Annotated in this window: 22 protein-coding genes; 8 read left to right on the forward strand and 14 right to left on the reverse strand. The window is 52.6% G+C overall.

What is annotated here, in order from left to right; all coding sequences use genetic code 11:
* Positions 1-95: 95 nt before the first annotated feature.
* Positions 96-272, forward strand: coding sequence for a hypothetical protein (locus tag AADB16_RS11295; protein WP_410803348.1), 177 nt, complete (start codon positions 96-98; stop codon positions 270-272).
* A gap of 139 nt (positions 273-411) precedes the next feature.
* Here the strand turns inward: AADB16_RS11295 and AADB16_RS11300 are convergent, their stop codons facing one another.
* The 8 genes from AADB16_RS11300 to AADB16_RS11335 all read right to left on the reverse strand — a co-directional run bounded on the left by AADB16_RS11300 (position 412) and on the right by AADB16_RS11335 (position 8,588).
* The gene (locus tag AADB16_RS11300; protein ID WP_309044518.1) at positions 412-1,251 is read right to left on the reverse strand and encodes a transporter; all 840 of its coding nucleotides are present in this window, start codon (positions 1,249-1,251) and stop codon (positions 412-414) included.
* Between the two features lie 92 nt (positions 1,252-1,343).
* The gene (locus tag AADB16_RS11305; RefSeq protein ID WP_309044517.1) at positions 1,344-1,955 is read right to left on the reverse strand and encodes a hypothetical protein; all 612 of its coding nucleotides are present in this window, start codon (positions 1,953-1,955) and stop codon (positions 1,344-1,346) included.
* Positions 1,956-2,036: 81 nt separating this feature from the next.
* Entirely contained in the window at positions 2,037-3,602 is a 1,566-nt protein-coding gene (locus AADB16_RS11310; RefSeq protein WP_309044516.1) for a DUF1254 domain-containing protein, read from the reverse strand.
* Positions 3,603-3,670: 68 nt separating this feature from the next.
* Positions 3,671-5,098 carry a DUF1254 domain-containing protein gene (locus AADB16_RS11315; protein ID WP_410803350.1) on the reverse strand — a complete coding sequence of 476 codons (1,428 nt, stop codon included), beginning with the start codon at positions 5,096-5,098 and terminating at the stop codon, positions 3,671-3,673.
* A gap of 231 nt (positions 5,099-5,329) precedes the next feature.
* Complete coding sequence (locus tag AADB16_RS11320) at positions 5,330-5,707, reverse strand: response regulator transcription factor (protein WP_410803352.1); 378 nt, start codon at positions 5,705-5,707, stop codon at positions 5,330-5,332.
* A 136-nt stretch (positions 5,708-5,843) separates the two neighbouring features.
* Positions 5,844-6,464, reverse strand: a complete 621-nt coding sequence (locus AADB16_RS11325; protein ID WP_309044513.1) for a response regulator transcription factor — start codon at positions 6,462-6,464, stop codon at positions 5,844-5,846.
* Entirely contained in the window at positions 6,461-7,450 is a 990-nt protein-coding gene (locus AADB16_RS11330; protein ID WP_410803355.1) for a sensor histidine kinase, read from the reverse strand. The genes AADB16_RS11325 and AADB16_RS11330 overlap by 4 nt, the downstream gene beginning before the upstream one ends.
* A gap of 175 nt (positions 7,451-7,625) precedes the next feature.
* Positions 7,626-8,588 carry a helix-turn-helix domain-containing protein gene (locus tag AADB16_RS11335; protein WP_410803357.1) on the reverse strand — a complete coding sequence of 321 codons (963 nt, stop codon included), beginning with the start codon at positions 8,586-8,588 and terminating at the stop codon, positions 7,626-7,628.
* A gap of 219 nt (positions 8,589-8,807) precedes the next feature.
* Between AADB16_RS11335 and AADB16_RS11340 the strand changes: the two genes are divergently transcribed.
* Together AADB16_RS11340 and AADB16_RS11345 are read left to right on the forward strand one after the other, a co-directional pair.
* Complete coding sequence (locus AADB16_RS11340) at positions 8,808-9,638, forward strand: hypothetical protein (RefSeq protein WP_309044510.1); 831 nt, start codon at positions 8,808-8,810, stop codon at positions 9,636-9,638.
* A gap of 17 nt (positions 9,639-9,655) precedes the next feature.
* Positions 9,656-10,201: a hypothetical protein gene (locus AADB16_RS11345; RefSeq protein WP_309044509.1), complete on the forward strand. Its 546-nt coding sequence runs from the start codon at positions 9,656-9,658 to the stop codon at positions 10,199-10,201.
* A gap of 27 nt (positions 10,202-10,228) precedes the next feature.
* Here AADB16_RS11345 and AADB16_RS11350 read toward each other — a convergent pair whose 3' ends face one another.
* The 3 genes from AADB16_RS11350 to AADB16_RS11360 all read right to left on the reverse strand — a co-directional run bounded on the left by AADB16_RS11350 (position 10,229) and on the right by AADB16_RS11360 (position 12,883).
* On the reverse strand, positions 10,229-10,504 hold the full coding sequence (locus AADB16_RS11350; protein WP_410803360.1) for a DUF6172 family protein: 276 nt from the start codon (positions 10,502-10,504) through the stop codon (positions 10,229-10,231).
* A gap of 107 nt (positions 10,505-10,611) precedes the next feature.
* Positions 10,612-12,372, reverse strand: coding sequence for a protein adenylyltransferase SelO (locus AADB16_RS11355; protein WP_410803362.1), 1,761 nt, complete (start codon positions 12,370-12,372; stop codon positions 10,612-10,614).
* 157 nt (positions 12,373-12,529) lie between these two features.
* Positions 12,530-12,883, reverse strand: a complete 354-nt coding sequence (locus tag AADB16_RS11360; RefSeq protein WP_410803364.1) for a YkgJ family cysteine cluster protein — start codon at positions 12,881-12,883, stop codon at positions 12,530-12,532.
* Between the two features lie 99 nt (positions 12,884-12,982).
* Between AADB16_RS11360 and AADB16_RS11365 the strand changes: the two genes are divergently transcribed.
* A complete protein-coding gene (locus tag AADB16_RS11365) occupies positions 12,983-14,173 on the forward strand; it encodes an MFS transporter (protein WP_410803366.1) in 1,191 nt (396 codons plus the stop codon).
* Between the two features lie 5 nt (positions 14,174-14,178).
* On the opposite strand, the gene AADB16_RS11370 is transcribed toward AADB16_RS11365, so the two are convergent.
* On the reverse strand, positions 14,179-14,877 hold the full coding sequence (locus AADB16_RS11370; protein WP_410803368.1) for an RES family NAD+ phosphorylase: 699 nt from the start codon (positions 14,875-14,877) through the stop codon (positions 14,179-14,181).
* The gene (locus AADB16_RS11375; RefSeq protein WP_309044503.1) at positions 14,877-15,281 is read right to left on the reverse strand and encodes an antitoxin Xre-like helix-turn-helix domain-containing protein; all 405 of its coding nucleotides are present in this window, start codon (positions 15,279-15,281) and stop codon (positions 14,877-14,879) included. Before AADB16_RS11375 ends, AADB16_RS11370 begins: the two co-directional genes overlap by 1 nt.
* Before the next feature lie 235 nt (positions 15,282-15,516).
* Between AADB16_RS11375 and AADB16_RS11380 the strand changes: the two genes are divergently transcribed.
* On the forward strand, positions 15,517-16,722 hold the full coding sequence (locus AADB16_RS11380; RefSeq protein WP_410803370.1) for an esterase/lipase family protein: 1,206 nt from the start codon (positions 15,517-15,519) through the stop codon (positions 16,720-16,722).
* Positions 16,723-16,728: 6 nt separating this feature from the next.
* On the opposite strand, the gene AADB16_RS11385 is transcribed toward AADB16_RS11380, so the two are convergent.
* Positions 16,729-17,802: an NAD(P)H-dependent flavin oxidoreductase gene (locus AADB16_RS11385; RefSeq protein ID WP_410803372.1), complete on the reverse strand. Its 1,074-nt coding sequence runs from the start codon at positions 17,800-17,802 to the stop codon at positions 16,729-16,731.
* A gap of 255 nt (positions 17,803-18,057) precedes the next feature.
* Here AADB16_RS11385 and AADB16_RS11390 point away from each other — a divergent pair, with 255 nt between their 5' ends.
* From AADB16_RS11390 to AADB16_RS11400, 3 genes are all read left to right on the forward strand, one after another.
* Positions 18,058-19,026 (forward strand): beta-ketoacyl-ACP synthase III, encoded by a 969-nt coding sequence (locus tag AADB16_RS11390; RefSeq protein WP_410803374.1) that lies wholly within the window; start codon positions 18,058-18,060, stop codon positions 19,024-19,026.
* A gap of 60 nt (positions 19,027-19,086) precedes the next feature.
* Positions 19,087-20,250 carry a mechanosensitive ion channel family protein gene (locus tag AADB16_RS11395; RefSeq protein WP_410803376.1) on the forward strand — a complete coding sequence of 388 codons (1,164 nt, stop codon included), beginning with the start codon at positions 19,087-19,089 and terminating at the stop codon, positions 20,248-20,250.
* A gap of 98 nt (positions 20,251-20,348) precedes the next feature.
* Positions 20,349-20,621, forward strand: coding sequence for a YebG family protein (locus tag AADB16_RS11400; protein ID WP_309044498.1), 273 nt, complete (start codon positions 20,349-20,351; stop codon positions 20,619-20,621).
* The last annotated feature ends 3 nt before the right edge of the window (positions 20,622-20,624 follow it).

Raw genomic sequence — 20,624 nt, forward strand, 5'->3', positions numbered from 1 at the left:
ATTATTCACAGGCGAGTTCGGCCGGCATACTTTGCTGCAACTGAGGTCATACAGGTTAACGACCTCAACAGTCGAACCACACCGGAGAACTTGTTATGCGCAAAATTGCACTGATCACCATCGCCACCCTCACCGCCATCGCTGCACTGCCCGCTCACGCAAGCCTCGCAGACCGAAAGTCAGACGAGGCCACAGAAGCAACAGCACAACCAGCACCTTATAACGGACAAGTCGTTATTCGAGGTCAAATTCAGCCAGAAAGTCACGGCTAGATCGTAAAAGTTTTTCCTGCGAGGCGCTAGGGACGGCGCGTTTTTATGATTAATCCGCTATACCGAGCTCAACCGCCTCCCCCTCTATACGACCGCCCTCCCCGCCCACAAGCTAAACATCGCCGGGTACAAGCGTTCATTATCCTTTAGGAAACAGTAGCGTAAACGTGAAGCGCAATCCCCATTCAGGGCCATTGTCTGGCGCGTCAAGGTAATAGCGCGCGCCGCCCTGAAAGCTTACGAGCTGGTCGCCCAGTTTGGTTACTTTGCTGTACGCAACATTCAGTGGGACGGTCCACTGCTCAGCCTCCCAGTTATAGGTAGATTCCAGAGCGACGTTCACAGTGCGACCTTTGCCAAGACCCTTCGCAAGGAATGGCTGCAAATAGGTAGCGTTGACGTCCTCACGATCGCTCTCACCGGCAAAGGACCAGATGTGATTAGCCAACGCACCGTACGTCCATCCACCGGTCGTTTGTTTCAGTGCAACAACTGTGGGGCCAGCACCCCATTTTTCTGTCCCAAGCAGGTCGTCGCTTGCAGTAGGAATCAGAAGAACCGGTCCGGCACCCCAAGTCCATCCGTTTGCCGTCAGCGCCTTTGGTGAGAAAAACAGGCTCTGCGTTACATCGCCAAGGCCAGACTGGTCGCCAGCGCCCGGAAAGATCTCATCCTGGAAAACGAGCGGAACAATCGTGCGGGAGATCATATTCCAGTCTTCACTGATAGAAACAGGTACTACTGGCTGCACATTAAGGGTGTACTTATAACCGTCATCCCGAGCGCCAATACCGTCATCATAGTTCAGCTGCATCGGCACGCTGGTAAGGCTGGCTATGGGGTTTGCAAGTTGCTTGGCAAGCTCATCAGCAGAACCCTGCGCATAGACAGCAGAGCAACCGATGCCCAGCGGTATTGCCAAAACAGTCAACGAGCAAGCTTGCCGCAAAAGCACACGCCTTTTCAAAGGTGAATACATGATCGATTATCCGGACGAGAGGAAGGCTACCGCCGACATAGTGAGATTATATTTGTCGTTCTTGGCGATGGTTTGGATCGCCAACAGCTAGGTCAATCGCGGGCAGACGACAACGTATGTTCTACGCTAATGGCAAGCGATTCCTGGTAAAGGGCATCCACTTGATCACCAACATGAATCTTTGCCAGATCAACTTCCTCGCCAACCGCCAATGTGACCGTGTGCTCAGCACCCTCAAAGGTCACTGTGCGAAGCTCTGAATCAATAGCCCGCACCACACCCCGGGCATGGATCGTCGAACGCAGCGTTCCGCCCGGTTTTTCACCAGGTTCCGCACGGTCCAGCGTCACCGCATCAACGCGCGCGCGCATGTCTGAGTTGGCATCAGCAGGGCTGAGTGCCAACGCAACGCCAATGCTGTAGGTCACAACAACCCTGTCTCCGGCACGAATCTGTGCCAGATTGCGGGCCTCCTCGCCCACATTCAGGCGAACGAGTTCGTCATCCTCAGTGCGCAGCACCAATACACGGTTACCCCAATCAACTGCCACAACAATGGCTGTCGCCCTAACGCCCTCTCCCATCGCCACGGCTGGCATTTCGCGCTCGGAAACAGCATTGCCTGCGGGGACGGCCGCCAGCACGGGTGCTGTAACCATCAAACACAACAGACCGGCACCCAAAGCTCTTACTGTGAATTTCATATCTTTTCCTTTGTGAATTGTTGATATCCACGGCCACACTCAAGGCGTGACCGGCAGTCAGGTATTAGTCTATTGCTTAGATCAATTAGCCGTCAGTTCTATTTCGCCGGGCTGCCAGGTTTTGTCGAACCACGGAGCCAAAGGTCCATAGAGGCGCAGGATTGGGTACCAACCCTTATTTGGCACAGTCTGAATCCAGTTACTCTTGTTCTTTTCGGGTGCATCTGGTCCGAAATAAAGCGTTACCGATCCATCCGGGTTCTCAGCCAGGTCATCGCGTTTGTTGTTCTTGCTAGGGAACGGTTGACGGGTTTGCAGTTCGGACCGAGTCTGCGGGTCATAAACCACGACCGACCAGAAGTCAGCGGCAGGAACATTGGCAGGAATGTTCAGCTGATAGTTGTTGTTGCCATTAAGGTAATCGCCATTCTTGTCGACCGATGTAACCGCGTACTGTGATCCTTTACCCACCATTTCCAGGACCATTGCGGGCGTATTAACGGTGGCTTGATAGAAAAATAGAGCCCGGGCATCCAGATTACGCCCGCCCATGCCGTCATTTTTCAACCATTTGTAAGAGCCGCCAACAAAACCTGTTCCCCAACCACTGTCGGGATAGTAGGCAAACCCTTCCAGCCGAGGACGAAACACAATTGCACGAGCAGTCGCATTACCTATTGCAGCGGCTTGTGTCAGTATTTTCTTCATTCGGGCGTCGGGATTGAATGGTTTTCCTTTCTCAATACCTATGGAAGCAAATAGGCCGCGCAATTGGGGCTCGAGCATTGATACGGGCTCGCGCTCGATCACCGTGTGGAGTTCTTCATAGAAATCGAAGTCGTTCGCGTGAATGGTATTGAAGCTTTTTCCCGAACCACTGATGAACTCCATCTTTGGAGGATTATCAGCGTCTTTCAGCGAGTAAATCTTGAGGCCATTCTCAAACATCGCGGTTGCTACATCGGGCTTTCCGTCTACCAGAAATCCACGCAAGAACAACAGATTGACATAGCTGGTGGATTTGGAGACGAAGTACGTTTCTCCATCAATCTCAGCCTTCATGCCGCCCTCTGGAGGATTAAGGTCACCGTCATAGTCCGGCGGCAAGATCAGGTACTTGCCGCCCTTACCCGCATCAGGACCGGGGATTCCCATGTCTGTCACAAAACGGAAGTAGGCGTCGTCCACGGTTCCAGGCGCGGAATTAGCAGGAATTTCCACGACGGTAGCCCCATCCTTCTTGAGATCGAGAAAGGCTATGCAGTAGACCGTGTCGGTGTTACCGGTAAGGAACAGCGGACTGGAATCAAGTAGATTATCCATAATGATGGCTTTGTTCGACGCGTCCACGCCCATGCTAACAAAACCTAAACGCATGCCCTCCATAGATGTAGCGGGAATGCCGTTCAAAAAAGTTTCGGTTCCTCGAATGAGATCAAGGTTGTCGTAGACCTTCTCAACGGTTGCCTCATCAGGCATGCCATCGAAAAAATTCAGTGTCCCGATGGATGTTTCCACTTCGTCCGGAGTCATTATTTTCGCCGGAATTTTGTGGTTGTAACCCGGCGTGATGTCTTCCGCGTAAGCAGCAGGGAGCACCCCTGTAGAGAGTGCGGCAGTGAGAAGAACGATTGTGCTGTGTTTCATATCTGCTCCATAAGGAATATATCCAACCCACGGGCCTGGTAGCTATCCGCTACTCAAGGGATTGCGGTTCAATCAGCAACCGCAATTCCGGGTGGCTGCCAGGTGCCCTTTCCAGGCGGAAGTACAGTTGAAGCCTCATTTGCTGGTGCTGGCCAATACATGCGTAGCGCCATATAAATCGGACCATCCGGCGCAGGAAGCCAGTTCGACTCTTTGTCCTTACCGGGCGAGTTGTGCTGTATGTAGAGGGTCAGAGTACCGTCGGCATTCTTCTTCATGTCCGGCACCATTGCCGAATTGACCAGATAACGATTGATCGGGTTTTCGACCAATAGTTGGCTGTCTCCGTAGTACATAGTCACAGACCAGAATGCATTTACTGGTGGTAGTTGGTCGGCGGCGAAGGTGAGTGTGTAGTCATGCTTGCTGCCATCCAGTAGCTGGCCTTTGCTGTCACTGCGGGCCAGCAAATACATAGCCTCGGCGGCATCGTTGCCGTAGATACCAGCCTTAGCGCCGCCGGCACGCTTGAGCCAGTCACCGTTATAGAAAGTGCTATCGCCCCACATGGAACCGACTTGCCATCCGTTGACGTCCGTTGCACCACTAGCCACAAACTGGTTGACCTTGGCGTCACCTGCTTTCATTCCCGCAGCCATCGCCTGCTGTTGTTCCGGCGAGAGACTGATCATGTCGAAAGTGCGCCCCGGCTCAACACCGATACTGGCCAGCTTGGCACGAATGTTTTTGTCTCGGTCTGACTCGGGAATGTATTCAAGTGCTGCGCTGAGATAACTCCAAAAATGGGCTTTGACCCCGGCCGAATTAGCAGGGATGAAATCTATTTCCGGTGACGCGGCTGGCGCGGGCGAGCCCTGGAACGTCGACAGCAGGTCGACTTTGTACCCGGCCTGGACTTCCTCTACTTTGGGCATGTCCTGGGCATCGAACAGCTGGGTGCGAAAAATGACGAACATGAACGGCGTCGTCGAATGGAAAACCTTACCAACGCCTTCTGGCGTATCGCCTTGCCAGTCAGGACCGACAACCGCATAGGAACCGGCTTCATTTCCGGTTGCACGGCTGCCAATATAGCCGGCATTGTAAAGGTTCCCATCGACCAGTTGCGCCGAGTAATAACGGCCCTTGCCGACCTCTGGAACCGTAATTACGACAGGCTCGGCGCGCAGATCCAGCCAGGCAATCGAATAAGGCGTATCGCTGTTCGGGCTGAGGATTGTAGTGTCTTTATAGGTATAGAGACGCGGCTCGTTCTTTATGTGGTTGAACGGTGCTTTGTACTGACCTGAGTTCTTGTCGACAACATACTCGTTCATGACGGCGTAGTTCATGACGAGCGGCAGGCCGTAAATATAGCCCTCTTCAGCGATGGCTTTGAATTGGTCCACGCTGACTTTATCTGCAGATGTTGCAGTTGCGGTGGTGCTGACGAGCGCCACAAAGGCCACCATGATTACTATCATTCGACTTTTCATAACAACTCCATGAGGCAAAGATTCCATCTGCAGTTTAAGTATTAGTCAGGTACTTCTTGATTATGGTGTGGTCGCTGCATTATGAGTATTGGCATTATGGGAGAGCCAAACTGCCCCTGAGGGCAGCCGCATCGTTTCCGGTCGTCCACGAACCCGCCTAGCCGCTGATATATGTGTAGACATCCCGGATTTCGACGGAGTAATACCGTCTCTTGTCAGGACGCACGGAATTTATGCCGCGGCCGCTCGCACTATGGCGTCAAGCAAACTGGTGCCGGTGAACGGCTTTAGAAGGTAGTCAGACGCGCCAGAGCGGATGGCGCTATCGCGTTGCCCAAGAGAGTCATGGCCGGTAATAAAAATACAAGGCGGAAGGGGGCCGCCTTTTCGCAGAGTGCAGAAGAGATCAATGCCAGAGATTCCGGGCAGACAGATATCCAGCACCAGGCAGTCACACTGTCTGGCTTGGTCGATGCCCTGTTCCATCAGAGTTTTTGCGGAGCAAAAAGTTGTAACGTTGCATCCAGCGGCCTGCAACATGCGTTGCATAGCATGGCGCAAGCTTGCATCGTTCTCGACCAGGACAATATCCAAATTGTGGTCCGGCATGCCGTCTGACTCCCTGGAGTTGCAGCACGGAAGATCCGCACGCAATCAAGGGTTAGCATCCCTGAATCAGGCTGAATACAACATTGGCTACTGGGGCGAGCGGCCTGCCCTTCGGGGCAAAACCGGATGGTGCTGTTTATTCTATGTTGAGCCGGGTCGCGATTTTGATGAGGTCTACAAACTGATGGATATGGAATTTTTCCATCACTTTTGCGCGGTGTGCTTTGATCGTGCGTTCACAAGTGCCCAGGTCATAGGCAATCTGCTTATTGAGGCGTCCAGCGGTAACCTGAACAAACACTTCTTTCTCTCTTGGAGATAGAGACTGATAGCTTGCCTGAAGCTCACGTTCTTTGGCCTGCGCCTCGCGGTCTGCACAATTCTGTGCAATAGCTGCACGAACTGCAGCAAGCAAACACTCGCGCTCGACGGGTTTGGTCAGAAAATCCACAGCGCCGGACTTAATCGCAGCCACTCCCATACTGATATCGCCATGCCCCGTGAGGAACACCACGGGAAGCGCATCATCTCGCTGCGCCAAAGCGTTATGTAATTCGGGGCCACTCGGTCCACCCGGCATGTCTACGTCCAGAAGGATGCATCCAGCACCGCCCGCCTGCCAGTTCAGCAGGAAATCTCCTGCTCCGGAATACGTTCGCACATTAAGCCCGGCCGCTCCAAGTAACCGCGCCAGGGCCGTGCGCAGTGATTCATCGTCATCAATAACATGCACGGTAGCCTGCATTTCCGTGGTCATACCGGCTCCCCCGCTGAATGATTGGCTTCACCGGTTACGTCTGCTGCCGGAATGGTGAAGCGGAACAAAGCGCCGCCATCACTATGATTCTCCGCGTGAATGCGACCACCATGGAATTCGACGATCGATCGTACAATGGGAAGCCCAAGACCCAAACCATGCTCCTTAGTTGTAAAAAAGGCGCTGAACAAATTATCCCGCTGCAATTCCGGTAGACCATTGCCGTAATCGCGCACCACGACGTCAACTCTTCCGGGTTGCGGCAGGGCCGCGGAAAATTTGATCTTGGCCTGCGATTCGGGCAAATCCATCAGCGCATCCATCGCATTTAACAAAAGATTGAGCATAGCCTGTCGAAGCAAAACCGGATCGCCGCGCACATGCACTGCTTCCGAGCTGAACTCAGTCAGGATTGTAACTCCGCGGCTCTCAGCGATCGGAGCGACCAACTGCAAGATTTCTCTGGCAACAACCTGCAGATCAAATTCGATAAACTTGGGTTTCCGTTTTTGCACAAGGGTTCGAACCTGGCGAACAACCTCGCTTGCCCGCAAGCCATCCTTGCGAATGTCGGCGAGGATCAGGCGCACTTCGTCAAGATCCGGATCGGCTTTAGCCAACATGAGTTCAGCAGCATCCGCATTACTCAGTATGGCCCCAAGTGGTTGGTTAATCTCATGTGCTATCGAGGCAGAAAGCTGGCCCACAACAGTCAGACGTGAAGCGTGCAACAGCTCGACCCGACCTTCGGCCATCGTATTCCTGCCCTCGGAGCACAGGCGCCGCTTCAGTAAGAGTGCAACAATCAACAATCCCTGTACGACCACCATGGCGATTAGAACGATAGCTTGCCAGTGTTCGACGGGCCAAAATCTGCCTTCTAATGGAGCCTCCCCATCGGCCGTGGCGATCGACGGTCCCAGAATAAAAAACCATAAGACAACGCTAGCCGCAGGGGTAATCGCGTTAACCCTTGCTTGTTTCAAAATCCCTACCCTCCGTGGCACTCGGCACTCGCTATTAGGGAGCAGTATTGTGATGCTGTTTCAATTGGCTTTCTTCAGCCTACTATAAATCGAATTCAAGATAGGCCTGCGAGCTCCTGATGGCTATCGTGAATGCGCACGGGTGCCGATTTTTTGAAAGGCAAACGTACAGCTGTTATGTGCCTGCCCGAGCAAGCGTGAGGCTTGGGCACTCATCAAATACACTCTTGTACTGTGTAGTAAATAGGCTCAAGTGGTTGAAGCCCAAACTCAGAGCCTCGTTCGTCACCGTTGTTTGGCCACCGGACGCCTTTAATTTGCTGCGTACCTCGTGCAGCCGTAACAACCGCAAATAGCGGGACGGGCTTGTTCCGAACGCTTCAGAAAAGGCGTATTCCAGATATCGACGGCTAGTGTTCATAGCCACACACAGATCGTCAACGCTGAGTGGCTCTGTCATTCTCTCGCGCATATAGCATTCGGCTCTTTTCGCTGTCATGAAATGGCCCCGGGCCTGAGTCATGACTTTCGCCGTAGGGACATCCGTATCACTCAGTACGGCACCCAGCGCGTTGCGCAGATCGGTCATCAACCATTCTTCAGCCAGACTTCCCAATGGAAACTCGACTGGCCGAACGAGGTTTGTGATCGCTTGCCGCAGATCTGTTAGCTTTGTGGGTGTGGGCCTGAAAGATGAGCCGGAAGAAGCATGAGTCACGTTGGTGAGCAACATGATTTGTTCGAGGGATTCGATCCACTCGGGGCGAAAAACGAGGGAGGTCCACCCATAAACTGGCGACAAGTAGCCGTTAAGTTCCACGCCTGGCGGGCACACTAGCAGTTGCGAGTCATCAATGGGATTACCGTTCCACATAGCCTGAGCGCCATTTGCAAAGACCGCTATGCTGAATCGTGCAGGGTCCAACTCGCCCACCGCACGAATAGGCAAGTTCGCAGTACCAACGTCGACAGAAAGGCCATCAAATGACATCTGGTCAAGCGAGATATCGAGTTTGCCGGACTTCAGTTGCAGAAATTCCAGATTGGAACCACTAACGGCATGGTTAACCTCGTCCAGATCATGAAACCGAGCCGGAGGCTGATAACCATCCCCTAGAATGTTGGACGCCTGGCCCATGGAGCGCTCCTTGCGATGGTAAAATAATCCTGTTTAAGTTTAAGCCAATCACCATTTCACCGCTATAAACTTCTCAACAGTTAACATCATGGCAAAGCTAAGCGCCCATTGGTTTTCCTTGCAAACCTATGACGCTATACTAGATTAAGAACAAGTATATTAACTTTGTAATCAGGCCGTGCTGTTGAACCACGGATAGGTCGGAGGCCTGAATTCACGATGCTAAAAAAACGAGTTCAGCGAGTGTGCTTACCCGCAGTTTTCGTCACTGCCCTTACCTCAACACAAGCATATTCTGCCAATCTGGATGACAAGCCCACAGTTCCTGACAAGGGGATGATTCAACTCGGGACTTTGTTCGTTTTCGATTCGGACACAACCTTTTCGGCCAGCAGTACCAAGTCGGGGCTCGGCACCACAATCGATTTCAGCAAGGATCTCGATGGTGACTCGGCTATAACCACCCCTACCTTCGAATTCTATTACCGATTTACAGACCATCACAGAATAGAGATGGGGGCGTTTCAGTTGGAGCGCGAAGGCAGCCAAGTGTTGAACAGAAGCTTCACATTCCAGGACCGCACGTTTTCTGCGAGTAGCCAAGTCGACAGCCGTATCGAAAACAACATATACAAGTTGGCGTATGGGTACAGTTTCTATCATCTGGATAAGGTTGAGCTGGCAGTATCTGCAGGATTTACCGTACTGGATTACGAGATTGAGTTAGTATCGTCCGCCGGAGGCTTTACCGAAGCAGCATCCACGACTGCTCCCATGCCTGTCTTCGGATTCAGAATGGATTACTCCGTTACGCCGCGGTTAACCGCCAGGTTCCGTACTGACAGCTTCTATTTCGACTTTGAAGATAAAGTTCGTGGCTCACTACTCGATATTCAAGTTGGGCTGGAATATCGTGCACTCGATAGTTTTGCCATTGGTGCCTCATTATCACGACTGGCGATCGCTGTGAACATGAATGGTACGGAGTTTAAAGGTCGGGTAGATGATCTTTATCGTGGCGCCCGGTTATACGGCGCATTTTTCTTCTAAAAGCTGAGACAACAACAATGCACAAGCGTCTTCCACTCTTCAAGGCACTGCTCGTCTGTGGCGCCGGCACACTTGCACTCACAGGTTGTGCGGTGGGTAGCTCGCCAAAATTAGGCGTTGATGATCCCTGCGCGAGCCTGAAAGCTATAACGGCAGACTACGAGAATGGATTCGAAAAGACCAAAGGGTCCGGATCTAATTACCGGTCGTTCAAACTATACAGTGCCAAGGTAGAGCTTGTTAAAGGACATTGCGAAATTTGGGAATGGGCGGGAGGTGAATTAGCCTACTCCTGCTCAGCAACCACGCCGCAAAGCGAAGTGGCCGAACAGCGTTACTCTAAAACAAAAGATTTTGTTCAGGCATGCGTGGGCAGCAGTTGGGAGCAAAAAGAAGTAGAGCGGGAGCAAGACGGTAAGCCGCTGGGGCCGGCAACCATCTTTACTTCACCTTCTGTACCAGGGCTTATTATATCCGTCCAGAACAACGTGCCGCCCAAAGCTCACCGACAGCTTCAGAGCAACGTTCTTTACATTGGAAGTAAGGGAAAGCACCCAATATAGGGTGCTAGCGGAAGGTACTGACCGGCCTCAACCTGCCATGGGTTTTGGTGTGATTTCCACATAAACCGTCATAATTTTATTTTCAACCAGATCGTCAATACGGCTCATAAGTGTCGAGAGCTCCACCTCAACGGCCGTTTCTTCCGATTGGCCAAATTTGCAATCAAAACCCCAGTACTTCACGCCATCCGGCAAGGGCTTTTTCCGCTCATTTTTCAGAAACTTTTTAATGTCGTGCTTCATCGAGTCAACAAGGCGCGGCACTTTGATTTTAGGGTGGTTTAACTTATAGGTCTTTTTCATTGGAATCCTGCTGAATTGGCGCCAGCCTCTGTGTGCGCCGGCGAAGTTTAATGGCGCGCAGTGTAAAGGCTACGGAGAATTTCTACCAACAATAGCAGATCTGGATTTTAAGATGAGCAGCTGTAATGGGATGCACCGCCAACCCCAAAGAGTGCCAAGGGTTTCAGGCGGTAGTATTTATCTTCAACCTGCGGCGACTGTTCGTTGTATGGCAGCGTCATCACGCTTTGTAATTCTCGCAACAATTCATAGTCTTCCGCTTCCGCCTGTTCGTAGGCTGGCACAACTTGCCAATCCCGCAGGCTGTATTTGGGATTTACCTGCTTCATTCGGCTTAAAGACCCTTCGCCAGAACGCACGCAGGCACCATTGGCCGCTTTGTCGACGCCTGCCAGCGCTTTCCATTGCTCAAGCCACGCAGACCAACGCTTATCGAAGCCGCCCGAATCTGCCGCATACGCCTGGCTTCTATAAAAGCTCTTTTTAAGCGGGCCTATATTGTCAGGCAGCGCTGAAAGCTCACGGAAAAATAATGTGTAATCTGCCGGAGTCTGCATCATCAACTCAGCCAGACTACGAAACAAATCCGGATCAAATGCCTCCAGCCCCAGCTTCGCAGCCCACATGGCTTCCATCTCGGCCTGCATAACGCCGGCAAAGTGCTCTCTGATCTGATTGAGTTGTTGCAGGCATTGCGGGTGTTCGGTTAACAACGGCTGCAATGCCACACAAAACATGTGGAAGTTTGCCTCGGCTGCGACCGGCTGGTTCAAAAATGCGTAGTGCTCTCCCCCACCCGTCCAGGGCTGGAAGCGCGGATTGAATGCATCGCAGAATCCGAAGGGGCCGTAATCCAGTGTATAACCGCCGGCGGCGCAGTTATCGCTGTTAAAGTTGCCTTGGCAAAACCCGACTCGAATCCAGTTTGCCACCAGCGATGCCAACCGACCTCGAAATGCCAGCGCCAAGGCTACAACTTTATCCTGCAGCGACAGTTTGGAGTCAATTTCAGCGCTGTACTCACGTTCGATCAGGTGCAGCACAATCTGCTCAAGCTCTGCCATCGCTTGTGGGTGCTCATTCTTACGTGCACGACGCCCGAATAATTCAAGCTGGCCAACCCGGATGAACGATGGCGCCACCCGTGTGCTAATCGCTACGGGCTCCAGAACCAGTGTGTCCGGGTCTCTGGAGCGGGAGCCCTCGGAGTACCAGGGCCGCCTGACCTTCTCGGTTTTCGACACGTAAAGGCTCAATGATCGTGACGTGGGAACGCCCAGCGCATGCATGTGCTCCTGCGCCAAAAACTCCCGAACGCTGGATCGTAACACCGCTCGACCATCGCCACCGCGACAGTATGGCGTGGGGCCACCGCCCTTTAGTTGCATTTCCCAACGCTGCCCATTGGTGACTGCTTCCAATACCGATATGGCGCGGCCATCGCCGTATCCGTTACCCGTTTGAAACGGGCATTGCTGAACGTACTCGGTACCCATAATGGACAAAGCGTATCCGCTGGCCCAGCCAAGTTTACTCATGGGTGCAGGAACAGATGATAAATCGCCGGAGAACATTGCCATGAAATCATCCGTTTTCGCCAGTTCATCGGCAAAACCCAGCTCGCGGAACAAATTGAAGCTGTGGGCCACATACTCGGGATTTTCTATGGGCGTGGGGACAACGGGCACGTAGTGGCCGCTTAAGACCTGCCTCGGCGCGTGGTCGCGTCCATTTTCTGTTGCATCCGGATCGCGGCTGAGAAATTTCATCAGCGAATAGTCCGCCAATAGGGTCAGTTCGTTGAGGGTTTTAATAGGAGCACGCACTTGAGCCGTTTTGGCGCCAATATTGGACGGTTGTTTAATCATGGCAATTCTCGCAAGGCCGGATTCAATCATATCTTTAGTAGTCTACCCAAGCGACGGTTCTCAGGCGTGAATTGATGAGAACAAAGCCTGCAAAAAGCACCATGCGGGGCTTCCTGTCGAGATGCCTGCCTAATACAGTCTTTGACCTTAACTTAGTCTAAACCAGGACCTGCCGCGTGGTCGCAATATAGTGATGCACCTGGCGCTCGGTTTCAGGGTCAACCATGGTTTCCGGGCGACGCCCCCTGGGGCATGGCATGCGGGGTGTTGTGCCAAACAACCTGCAAATCAGCGGTCGTTCCTCGTACACGGTGCATCCGCTGGGGCCAAGGTGCACGCAGTTGAAATCGTTCAACGCCGTCTCATGCTCGGCATCGGATTTAACCGGCAGGCGCGACATTTCTTCCGAAGACGTTGTCACCGGGCCACAGCAATCATGGCAGCCGGGCACACACTCGAATGTTGGAATGTCGTCGCGCAGTCGCGCGATTATGTCCCGGTTACGATACATTGATATCACCGTTTGGTTCTGGGTAGCTTGTCGTATGTAAACTCGCCCTAAGATACAATGTCCGGCTACCATTTTACCAATCCGGGAACCCTGTAATTCATGCCTGTACCCTCACCTGCCACGGAGAATTACTCTCGCCAGAAAGTCATTCTGATTATATTTTCACTTGCCATGGGTGGTTTCGGCATCGGCACTGGTGAGTTTGCCATTATGGGGTTAATGCCAAATGTGGCCCAGGATTTCGGTGTTACCGAGCCCCAGGTTGGCCATTTAATCAGTGCTTACGCGCTAGGCGTTGTTGTTGGGGCGCCTGTACTCGCCATTTTTGGTGCGCAGTTTTTTCGCAAACACCTGCTCATTGGTTTGATGGCATTTTACGCCCTGGGCAATCTGGCCAGTGCAATGGCGGGCAGTTACGAAGTACTGATGGTTTCCCGGTTTATTGCCGGCCTGCCTCACGGAGCTTACTTTGGCGTTGCGGCTTTGGTCGCTGCATCGCTGGTACCTCTCAATCAAAGAGCCAAGGCGGTGAGCTTTATCATGATGGGGCTGGCACTGGCTTTGTTGTTTGGCAACCCACTGGCAACGCTATTGGGGCAACATCTTGAATGGCGATACGCCTTTGGTTTTGTGGCAGCGGTGGCCACATTAACAACACTGCTTGTGTCCGCCATTTTGCCTTTGAACCGTGATGAAATTCGCCACAGCTCTCTGAGCGAAGTGCGCTCCTTCAATCGCCCGCAAATCTGGTATCCCCTGGCCATCGGTTCAATCGGATTTGCTGGAATGTTTTGCGTGTTCAGCTATCTGGCACCCACGCTGCTGAACGTGACCCAAGTGGAGCCCATCTGGATTCCTGTCGCCTTGTTTGTGTTTGGGTTAGGCGGCTTTGTCGGTAACATACTGGGTGGCTGGCTTTTTGATCGCTTTCAATTCAAAAGCGTAGGGCTGATTTTGCTATGGGCAGCAGTTGTGCTGGCTCTGTTTCCTCTCGCCACCGGCTCTCTCTGGAGTATTCTGATTGCCTGCTTTCTGGTTGCGTTGATGGTGGCTATGGGCCCTGCCCTGCAAACCCATTTGATGGATGTTGCCCACGGCGCGCAAACCCTTGCAGCGGCTTCCCACCATGCCGCATTCAATCTGGCTAACGCACTTGGGCCCTGGCTGGGCGGTATGGCAATCAGTGCGGGCATGGGCTGGCAGGTTACCGGGTATGTGGGGTCCGCTACCGCGGTTGCGGGGCTGATCATTTTTTTCGTTGCACATAAACAGCTTAGCACTAAACAATAAGCACGCTATACCTTCAAGGCGTGTGCCTCCCCGATCTCGGCCCAGTGGGTAATGCACTGTTTGTCGCCATCCCAGAAGTATTTCAAGTGCGGCCCCTGCACGGGGATAGAAACGGATTTCGGCTTGAACGCTGCAATACATTCACCACCCGGGTGCCGAACGCTGTTGTATAACAGCCCGTTTGAACCTTTTTTCCGCCATCGAGCTGCAAATGTCTGGCTTAAGCCGTAATCATCCGCATCCGGATTATGCAGATCTTTGAATTCAGGCCCGCGGATGTCGTGCATCCTCATCACTACGGAACCAATGTAGGCTCTCATGGTGAGCGCTATGGAGTCCTCGTTGGCGGCCGCCAGCTCTCGCTCTTTATGAAACACAGTCTCACGAATAGCGCCTTCCAGTGAGTTGGCAGCGTAGTAAACCCCAAAATGACGATCCGCAAAGCGACTTCCAAAACCAATATGCGTGAAGGATGCCATCACCGGGGAACTACCGGGGCCGCTGATTCTGTCGCAGGGCTGTACCAGATGGATATCCCCGGCTTCATCCCGCAATCGGGGATTGGTCATGCTTTCAATTTCGAATGCCAGTTCAAACTCGTCTGGTTCGTAAATACGCTCGAACAAGTCTATCGGCGGGTAATGGCTGGGGATGATCCTGTAGGTTTCCCATTCTGGAAGGTGCAGCGGAGGGGTTGCGAACATCACCACCCCCGCTTGGCATCGAAATACTGGCGGGTCATCATCAGATTCATCATGGAGCCTTGGATCATGAACTCCATGGCAGACTTGCCACAGAAGGGTATTTCTGTCGTTTTCAAGCGAATTCTGCGGTTTGCTCGCTCATGGGTGGGATACAGAACTTGCAAGGCTTTATAGATGCCCAGAATGTAGCTGATGCGCTCCATTGTGTCGTTAGAGAGCCTGGTTGGGTTTAGCTTGGCGTAGTTGTAGAGCGTTGTTCTGGAGGGGCCGCCAAGCAGCTTGCTCCGCTCTTCAGCATTACACCCCCACTCTTCCGTTATCCGGAAAAAGCCTTTTAGTGCCACACGCCCTTTTTCAGCTTCGCGATCACTTTCAGTGCTTCTACGTTCAACTACAGCTGTCATGGCTTGCCTCCCGAAACTTGCATTGTTCACATATGAACAATATATCTCAAACAGACCAATTATGGCACCCTAGCTTTGTCTGGTGTTCCTTGACAGAGAGCCCTGAGCAGGGGGAATAATACCGAGATGACCGCTTCTGCCTGCAATCAAGCCATGTGCGTCGATCATCATTTCTTGGATAGTAAAAGCTTCGCTTGATCCGCATAGTCTGAACGCAGCTTGGGAGCCCAGCTAAATGGTGTCAGTCAAAACATTACACGGCTCAGCACAACTGCTCCTGGATGCTACCAGTGGCGTTACCGATATTACGGAAAAAATGCACCGCACTATCGCGCGAGATGCCAACCCACTATACCGGCTGCTCGATGCTGCAGGCTTGCCTAGGGTCGAACAACGAAGGCACATCACGTACCGGGCTATTCAATCAACCACCTATGCAGTGAAGCAGGGTCTGCACTACTCCCTCTCCAAATTCTCAGGGAGTGACGGGCACTCACATTCTTTACAAAGTGTGAGAGTCGCGGCTGCATTGAATGGCGTGTGCGGCGATCACCTGGAAGCCAGTAATAACCCCCTTGCGATCAAGATGAATTTTCGAAACAGTCTCGGCCAGAAGGTACAGCTCGGCTCGGACAATCTCAGCGCATTGGTTCCGGATGCCAGCCAGCGTATCGTAGTTTTGGTTCACGGTTTATGCCTCTCCCATGAGTACTGGAAGGGGCACAGCGAAGGCAACCTGGGCACAGAGCTACAGCGCGCCCGAGGCTTCACCCCCTTATACCTCAATTACAATACCGGCCGACATATTTCCAGCAATGGCAGGGAGTTAAGTGAACAACTTCAAGCGTTGGTTGAAGCCTGGCCGGTTGAGGTTGAAGAACTCACATTGATTGGCCATAGTATGGGCGGGCTCGTTATACGCAGCGCTTGCTGGTATGGCAGTGAACTCAACCTGCCCTGGACAGAGCTGTTGAGGAATGCCCTTTATCTTGGCTCACCACACCACGGTTCGCCGGTAGCCAAGGCCGGGCATATGCTGACCGTTATCATGAGGCAGTTTCGCTATGCGAGCCCCTTGGCGCTGGGCCGACACACCAGTGCGGGCATCAAGGACTTGCGGCACGGCAACCTGCTGGACGATGACTGGGAAGGCATTAAACAAGATGATTTTCACCCGGATGGCCGCAAACCGGTTCCGCTTCTCGAGGGCGCCCGACATTACTTTATATCCGCAGCTATAGGTAAACACGAGTCGGATATTCCCAGCATCATAATGGGTGATTTACTGGTACGTCTGGACAGCGCCAAAGGGCACCATGCGGACGATACGAGAAGGCTGCCCGTACGCCCGGAAGATTGTCGGGTATTTGAAAAGCTCAATCACCTGGATCTGCTCGATAACAAGGTAGTGCACGACCAGATACTGGAATGGCTCGCGTAGCCGGCCCTAGCCAGCATTCCCACCTCGGTACTCCTCCATAATCAGCGCCACCAACTCGTCGGCGGGCAATTCCCGCGCCATAGGTGCACCCTGTCCTGCCCATTGTGCGGCGAATTCATGATTCCCAAGCTTCGATGCTGCCGCGTTCAGGCGCTTGGCGGCATCGTAAGCAACCGGATAATCTGCCATCGGCGGACTTTCGCTGGCTTCGCCGAAGGAAATCAGTCGGTTAACGATTCCCCGTGCCGGGCGACCAGAAAGCACCTTTGTTAAACGTGTTTCTGCTGCCTTCTCACTCTTGAGTGCTTCACGGTAGGCCTTATTCGCAGACGACTCCGGGCATAACACAAACGCTGTTCCGAGTTGCACCGCCGCCGCACCTGCCTCAATCGCAGCCTTTACTCCAAAACCGTCCATTACGCCACCAGCGGCGATAACAGGCAGCTTAGTCTTCTGGGTCAGCAGACGCACAAGCACGAAGGTACTCAAGCATTGATCTGTGGCTTCCGGCTTGAACATGCCTCTGTGACCACCTGCCTCGAAGCCTTGCGCCACTATGGCGTCAATGCCTGCCGCTTCAATTGTTGCGGCTTCGTCAAGGCAGGTAGCCGTTGCCATGGTGAAAATGCCTGCCTCCTTCATTGAAGCAATACGTTCTGGCGATGGAATTCCAAAGTGAAAGCTGACAACCGCCGGTTTCAATTCTAGCAGCATGGCTAATGCTTCATCGTCTTCAATAAACGATGTATAGCTTTCGCCAAGCGTATCCGGAGGCGCGATGCCTGCTTCCTCGAATAACGGTGCCAAATATTCGACCCAGGCTGCCTCTGCGACCCCATCCCGACGTGCAGGCTTGTGACAGAACACATTCACATTGAAAGGCCCACTGGTAAGCGCGTGAGCCCGCTCGATCATCTTTCGGGCATCTGCCGTTGTGCTGGCACCGATCCCCAGCGAACCCAAGCCGCCTGCATTGGTGACCGCAGCAGCCAGTTCGGGTGTTGAAACTCCAGCCATGGGTGCTTGCACGATCGGATAGCGAATACCTATACGGGCTATAAGACGGCTGGACGTATTCATAGGGGAAACCTGAGTGTGTAGAGAGTCAGTTTGGGCGCTCAGAGCACGCCCTTTTAAGAATAGGAGTGTACCGCAGATTACTGCATCCTGGGGCAGCCGCGTAAGGCGAACCTGGCCCGTTTATGCAGTGTTTTCACGGGCGTCTTTGACAAACAGCTAATAACAGACAAAGGTTCAGGGGTATAGCATGGTCTAAAGCCAAGGAGCGTTTAATAAACAAAGCTCCCTAATCGAATATATCGTGGGACTTAGCGAATGACCTTTGCACGCATTGCCGGCACTGGCTCTTACCTGCCAGAGAACATTGTTACGAATAAAGATCTCGAAAAGTCGGTTGATACCACGGACAAATGGATCCGTGAGCGCACCGGGATTGAGCAGCGACACATTGCCGTGAAAGGCCAGACAACCGTCGATCTTGCTGAACAAGCTGCGCTGAACGCTATTGACGCAGCCGGCATAGACGCGAGTGAGATTGACCTGATTGTGTTTGCTACATCTACTCCAGATAAGATTTTCCCAAGCTCAGCCTGCATTTTGCAAGCCCGGTTGGGGATTCGTGGATGCCCGGCTTTCGATATTCAGGCCGTGTGCAGTGGCTTCGTTTACGCCCTCTCGGTTGCCGACAAATTTATAAAAACCGGGTCCAGCAAAAAAGCGTTGGTTATTGGCGCTGAAGTCTTCTCCCGGATCATTGACTGGTCCGACCGAGGCACCTGCGTGCTCTTCGGTGATGGGGCGGGTGCCGTGATACTGGAGGCGCACGAAGAAACGGGTATTCTTTCAACCCATATTCATGCTGATGGCCAATACGAAGAACTGCTTCACGTGCCCTGCGGAATTGCGAGCAATTACGACCAGGTTAAAGCGGGTAAAGCGTTTGTAGAAATGAAAGGAAACGAAGTGTTCAAGGTTGCGGTAAACACCTTGGGCAAGATCGTTGATGAAACCCTTGAGGCCAACCAGATGCAAAAGTCCGACATTGATTGGCTGGTCCCGCATCAGGCCAATTTACGCATCATTTCGGCTACAGCAAAGAAACTGAGCATGCCAATGGATCAGGTTGTGGTGACCGTGAACAAACACGGCAACACTTCAGCAGCCTCAATTCCTCTCGCCCTTGATGTCGCTGTGAGAGACGGGCGTATTCAACGCAACGAAGTAGTCTTGCTTGAAGCCTTTGGCGGAGGTTTTACCTGGGGATCCGCTCTTTTACGCTACTGAACTTCATAAAGGCTTCTATAATTCGAAAGCACTCCGCTCTCTTTTTTGTAAAGGACAGCAATGATGGTCGAATTCACGACAGCCGTAGTTGAGCAATTAAAGAAAAACCTGGGAGATACGCTCGACGCTTTTGGCGGCCATGAGGTCGCTTGGCGTGAAGTTGGCGCCTATGTGCTCAGCCAAGTTGTGATTTCGATTCTGTATTTGGTTTTGTTTTTGGGTGCTTACCTGGTGGTCATTGGGCTTTGCCGATTGGTAGCCGGAAAGCGCAATGTTGATAGCCCGATGTTCAGGCATGGCAGAAGTGGTTTGCGTTATCTTACCGGGCTAGGCGCGCTCCTGATAATACTGGCGCAATTTGGAGCTGGCATAGAGTTTCTGAAGGCGGTTGCCAGAGCAGGCTTGTTAGCGCTGGGTTTCTACGTAGCATGGTTAGTTGTCCGTCGCCTGACCGCCGAAACCTTGCGTCGCAATCAGCTGGATGCATCCATCCAGCAGTTAGCGGGCAATGTGTTATCTGTTGTAATAGCAACCTTTGCGGTGGTTACCATACTTGCACAATTCGGATTTGATCTGCTTTCGATTGTGGCCGGCTTGGGTATTGTGGGCATCGCCGTGGGGTTTGCGGCTCAGTCGACACTCTCAAACTTCATCGCTGGTATCACCTTGCTGATTGAGCGGCCGTTTCGAATTGGCGACTGGGTTACGATTAATGGTCAGGATGGCAAGGTGGTGAAGATTGCTCTGCGCACCACGTGGCTGCGGACTCGCGATAACATTTTCACCATGATTCCCAATGATAGCGTGGCGTCGTCAGAGATTGTTAATTACAGCGCAGAAGGTGCTACAAGACTGAACATCCCTGTCGGTATTGCTTACAAAGAGTCTGCCAAAGCCGCAAGAGATATCATTATGCCGGTGCTTTTGGGGCACCCGGAAGTACTCCAATCGCCGGGCATGGAACCACGGGTAGTGCTTAAAAATCTAAGTGATTCATCCGTCGACCTCGAAGTAAAAATATGGATTACACCAGACAATCTGGATGTTCAGCCGGGCATCATGGCCGAAGTGCTGGAGCAGATTAAAGAGACCCTTGATGAAGCTGGCATCGAAATACCCTTCCCACACCTCCAGCTTTTTGTTGATGAAGCGAAAGGCTTGAAGCCATTGTTTGAGCCACTTTATCCAAAAGCATGTGCCGATCACCCCGAAGAGCGTGAATAAACGAGCTGCTTAGCTCCCGCTTGAGTGTATTTCCCGGGGCAAGTCGGATACACTGTATACCTATACAGTAAATCAGACATTCACTGCGAGGAATGACCATGGCGGTACAAGCAGTCTATTTTTCCGATAGGGACGGCCTGGATATGGCATTAAAAAATCCTGAGACCATGCTTTTCACATCGAAAGCGGATGCCGATGCCAGAGATAAGGTGTTGGAACTGGCAGAAGAGATTCAGGTATACCTGGCCCGCAAGGTAGAGGGGCTTGGCGACGATCTGGCGGAAAAGTGCGCTATGGCAATTGCTGAGGATAAGGATTTATTCCAGAAGTCTCTGAAAAAGCCGGATTTGCTGAACGCAACCCACGAGTAGTTC

This window comes from Marinobacter sp. KMM 10035 (assembly GCF_046537445.1).
Taxonomy (GTDB): Bacteria; Pseudomonadota; Gammaproteobacteria; order Pseudomonadales; family Oleiphilaceae; genus Marinobacter; species Marinobacter sediminicola.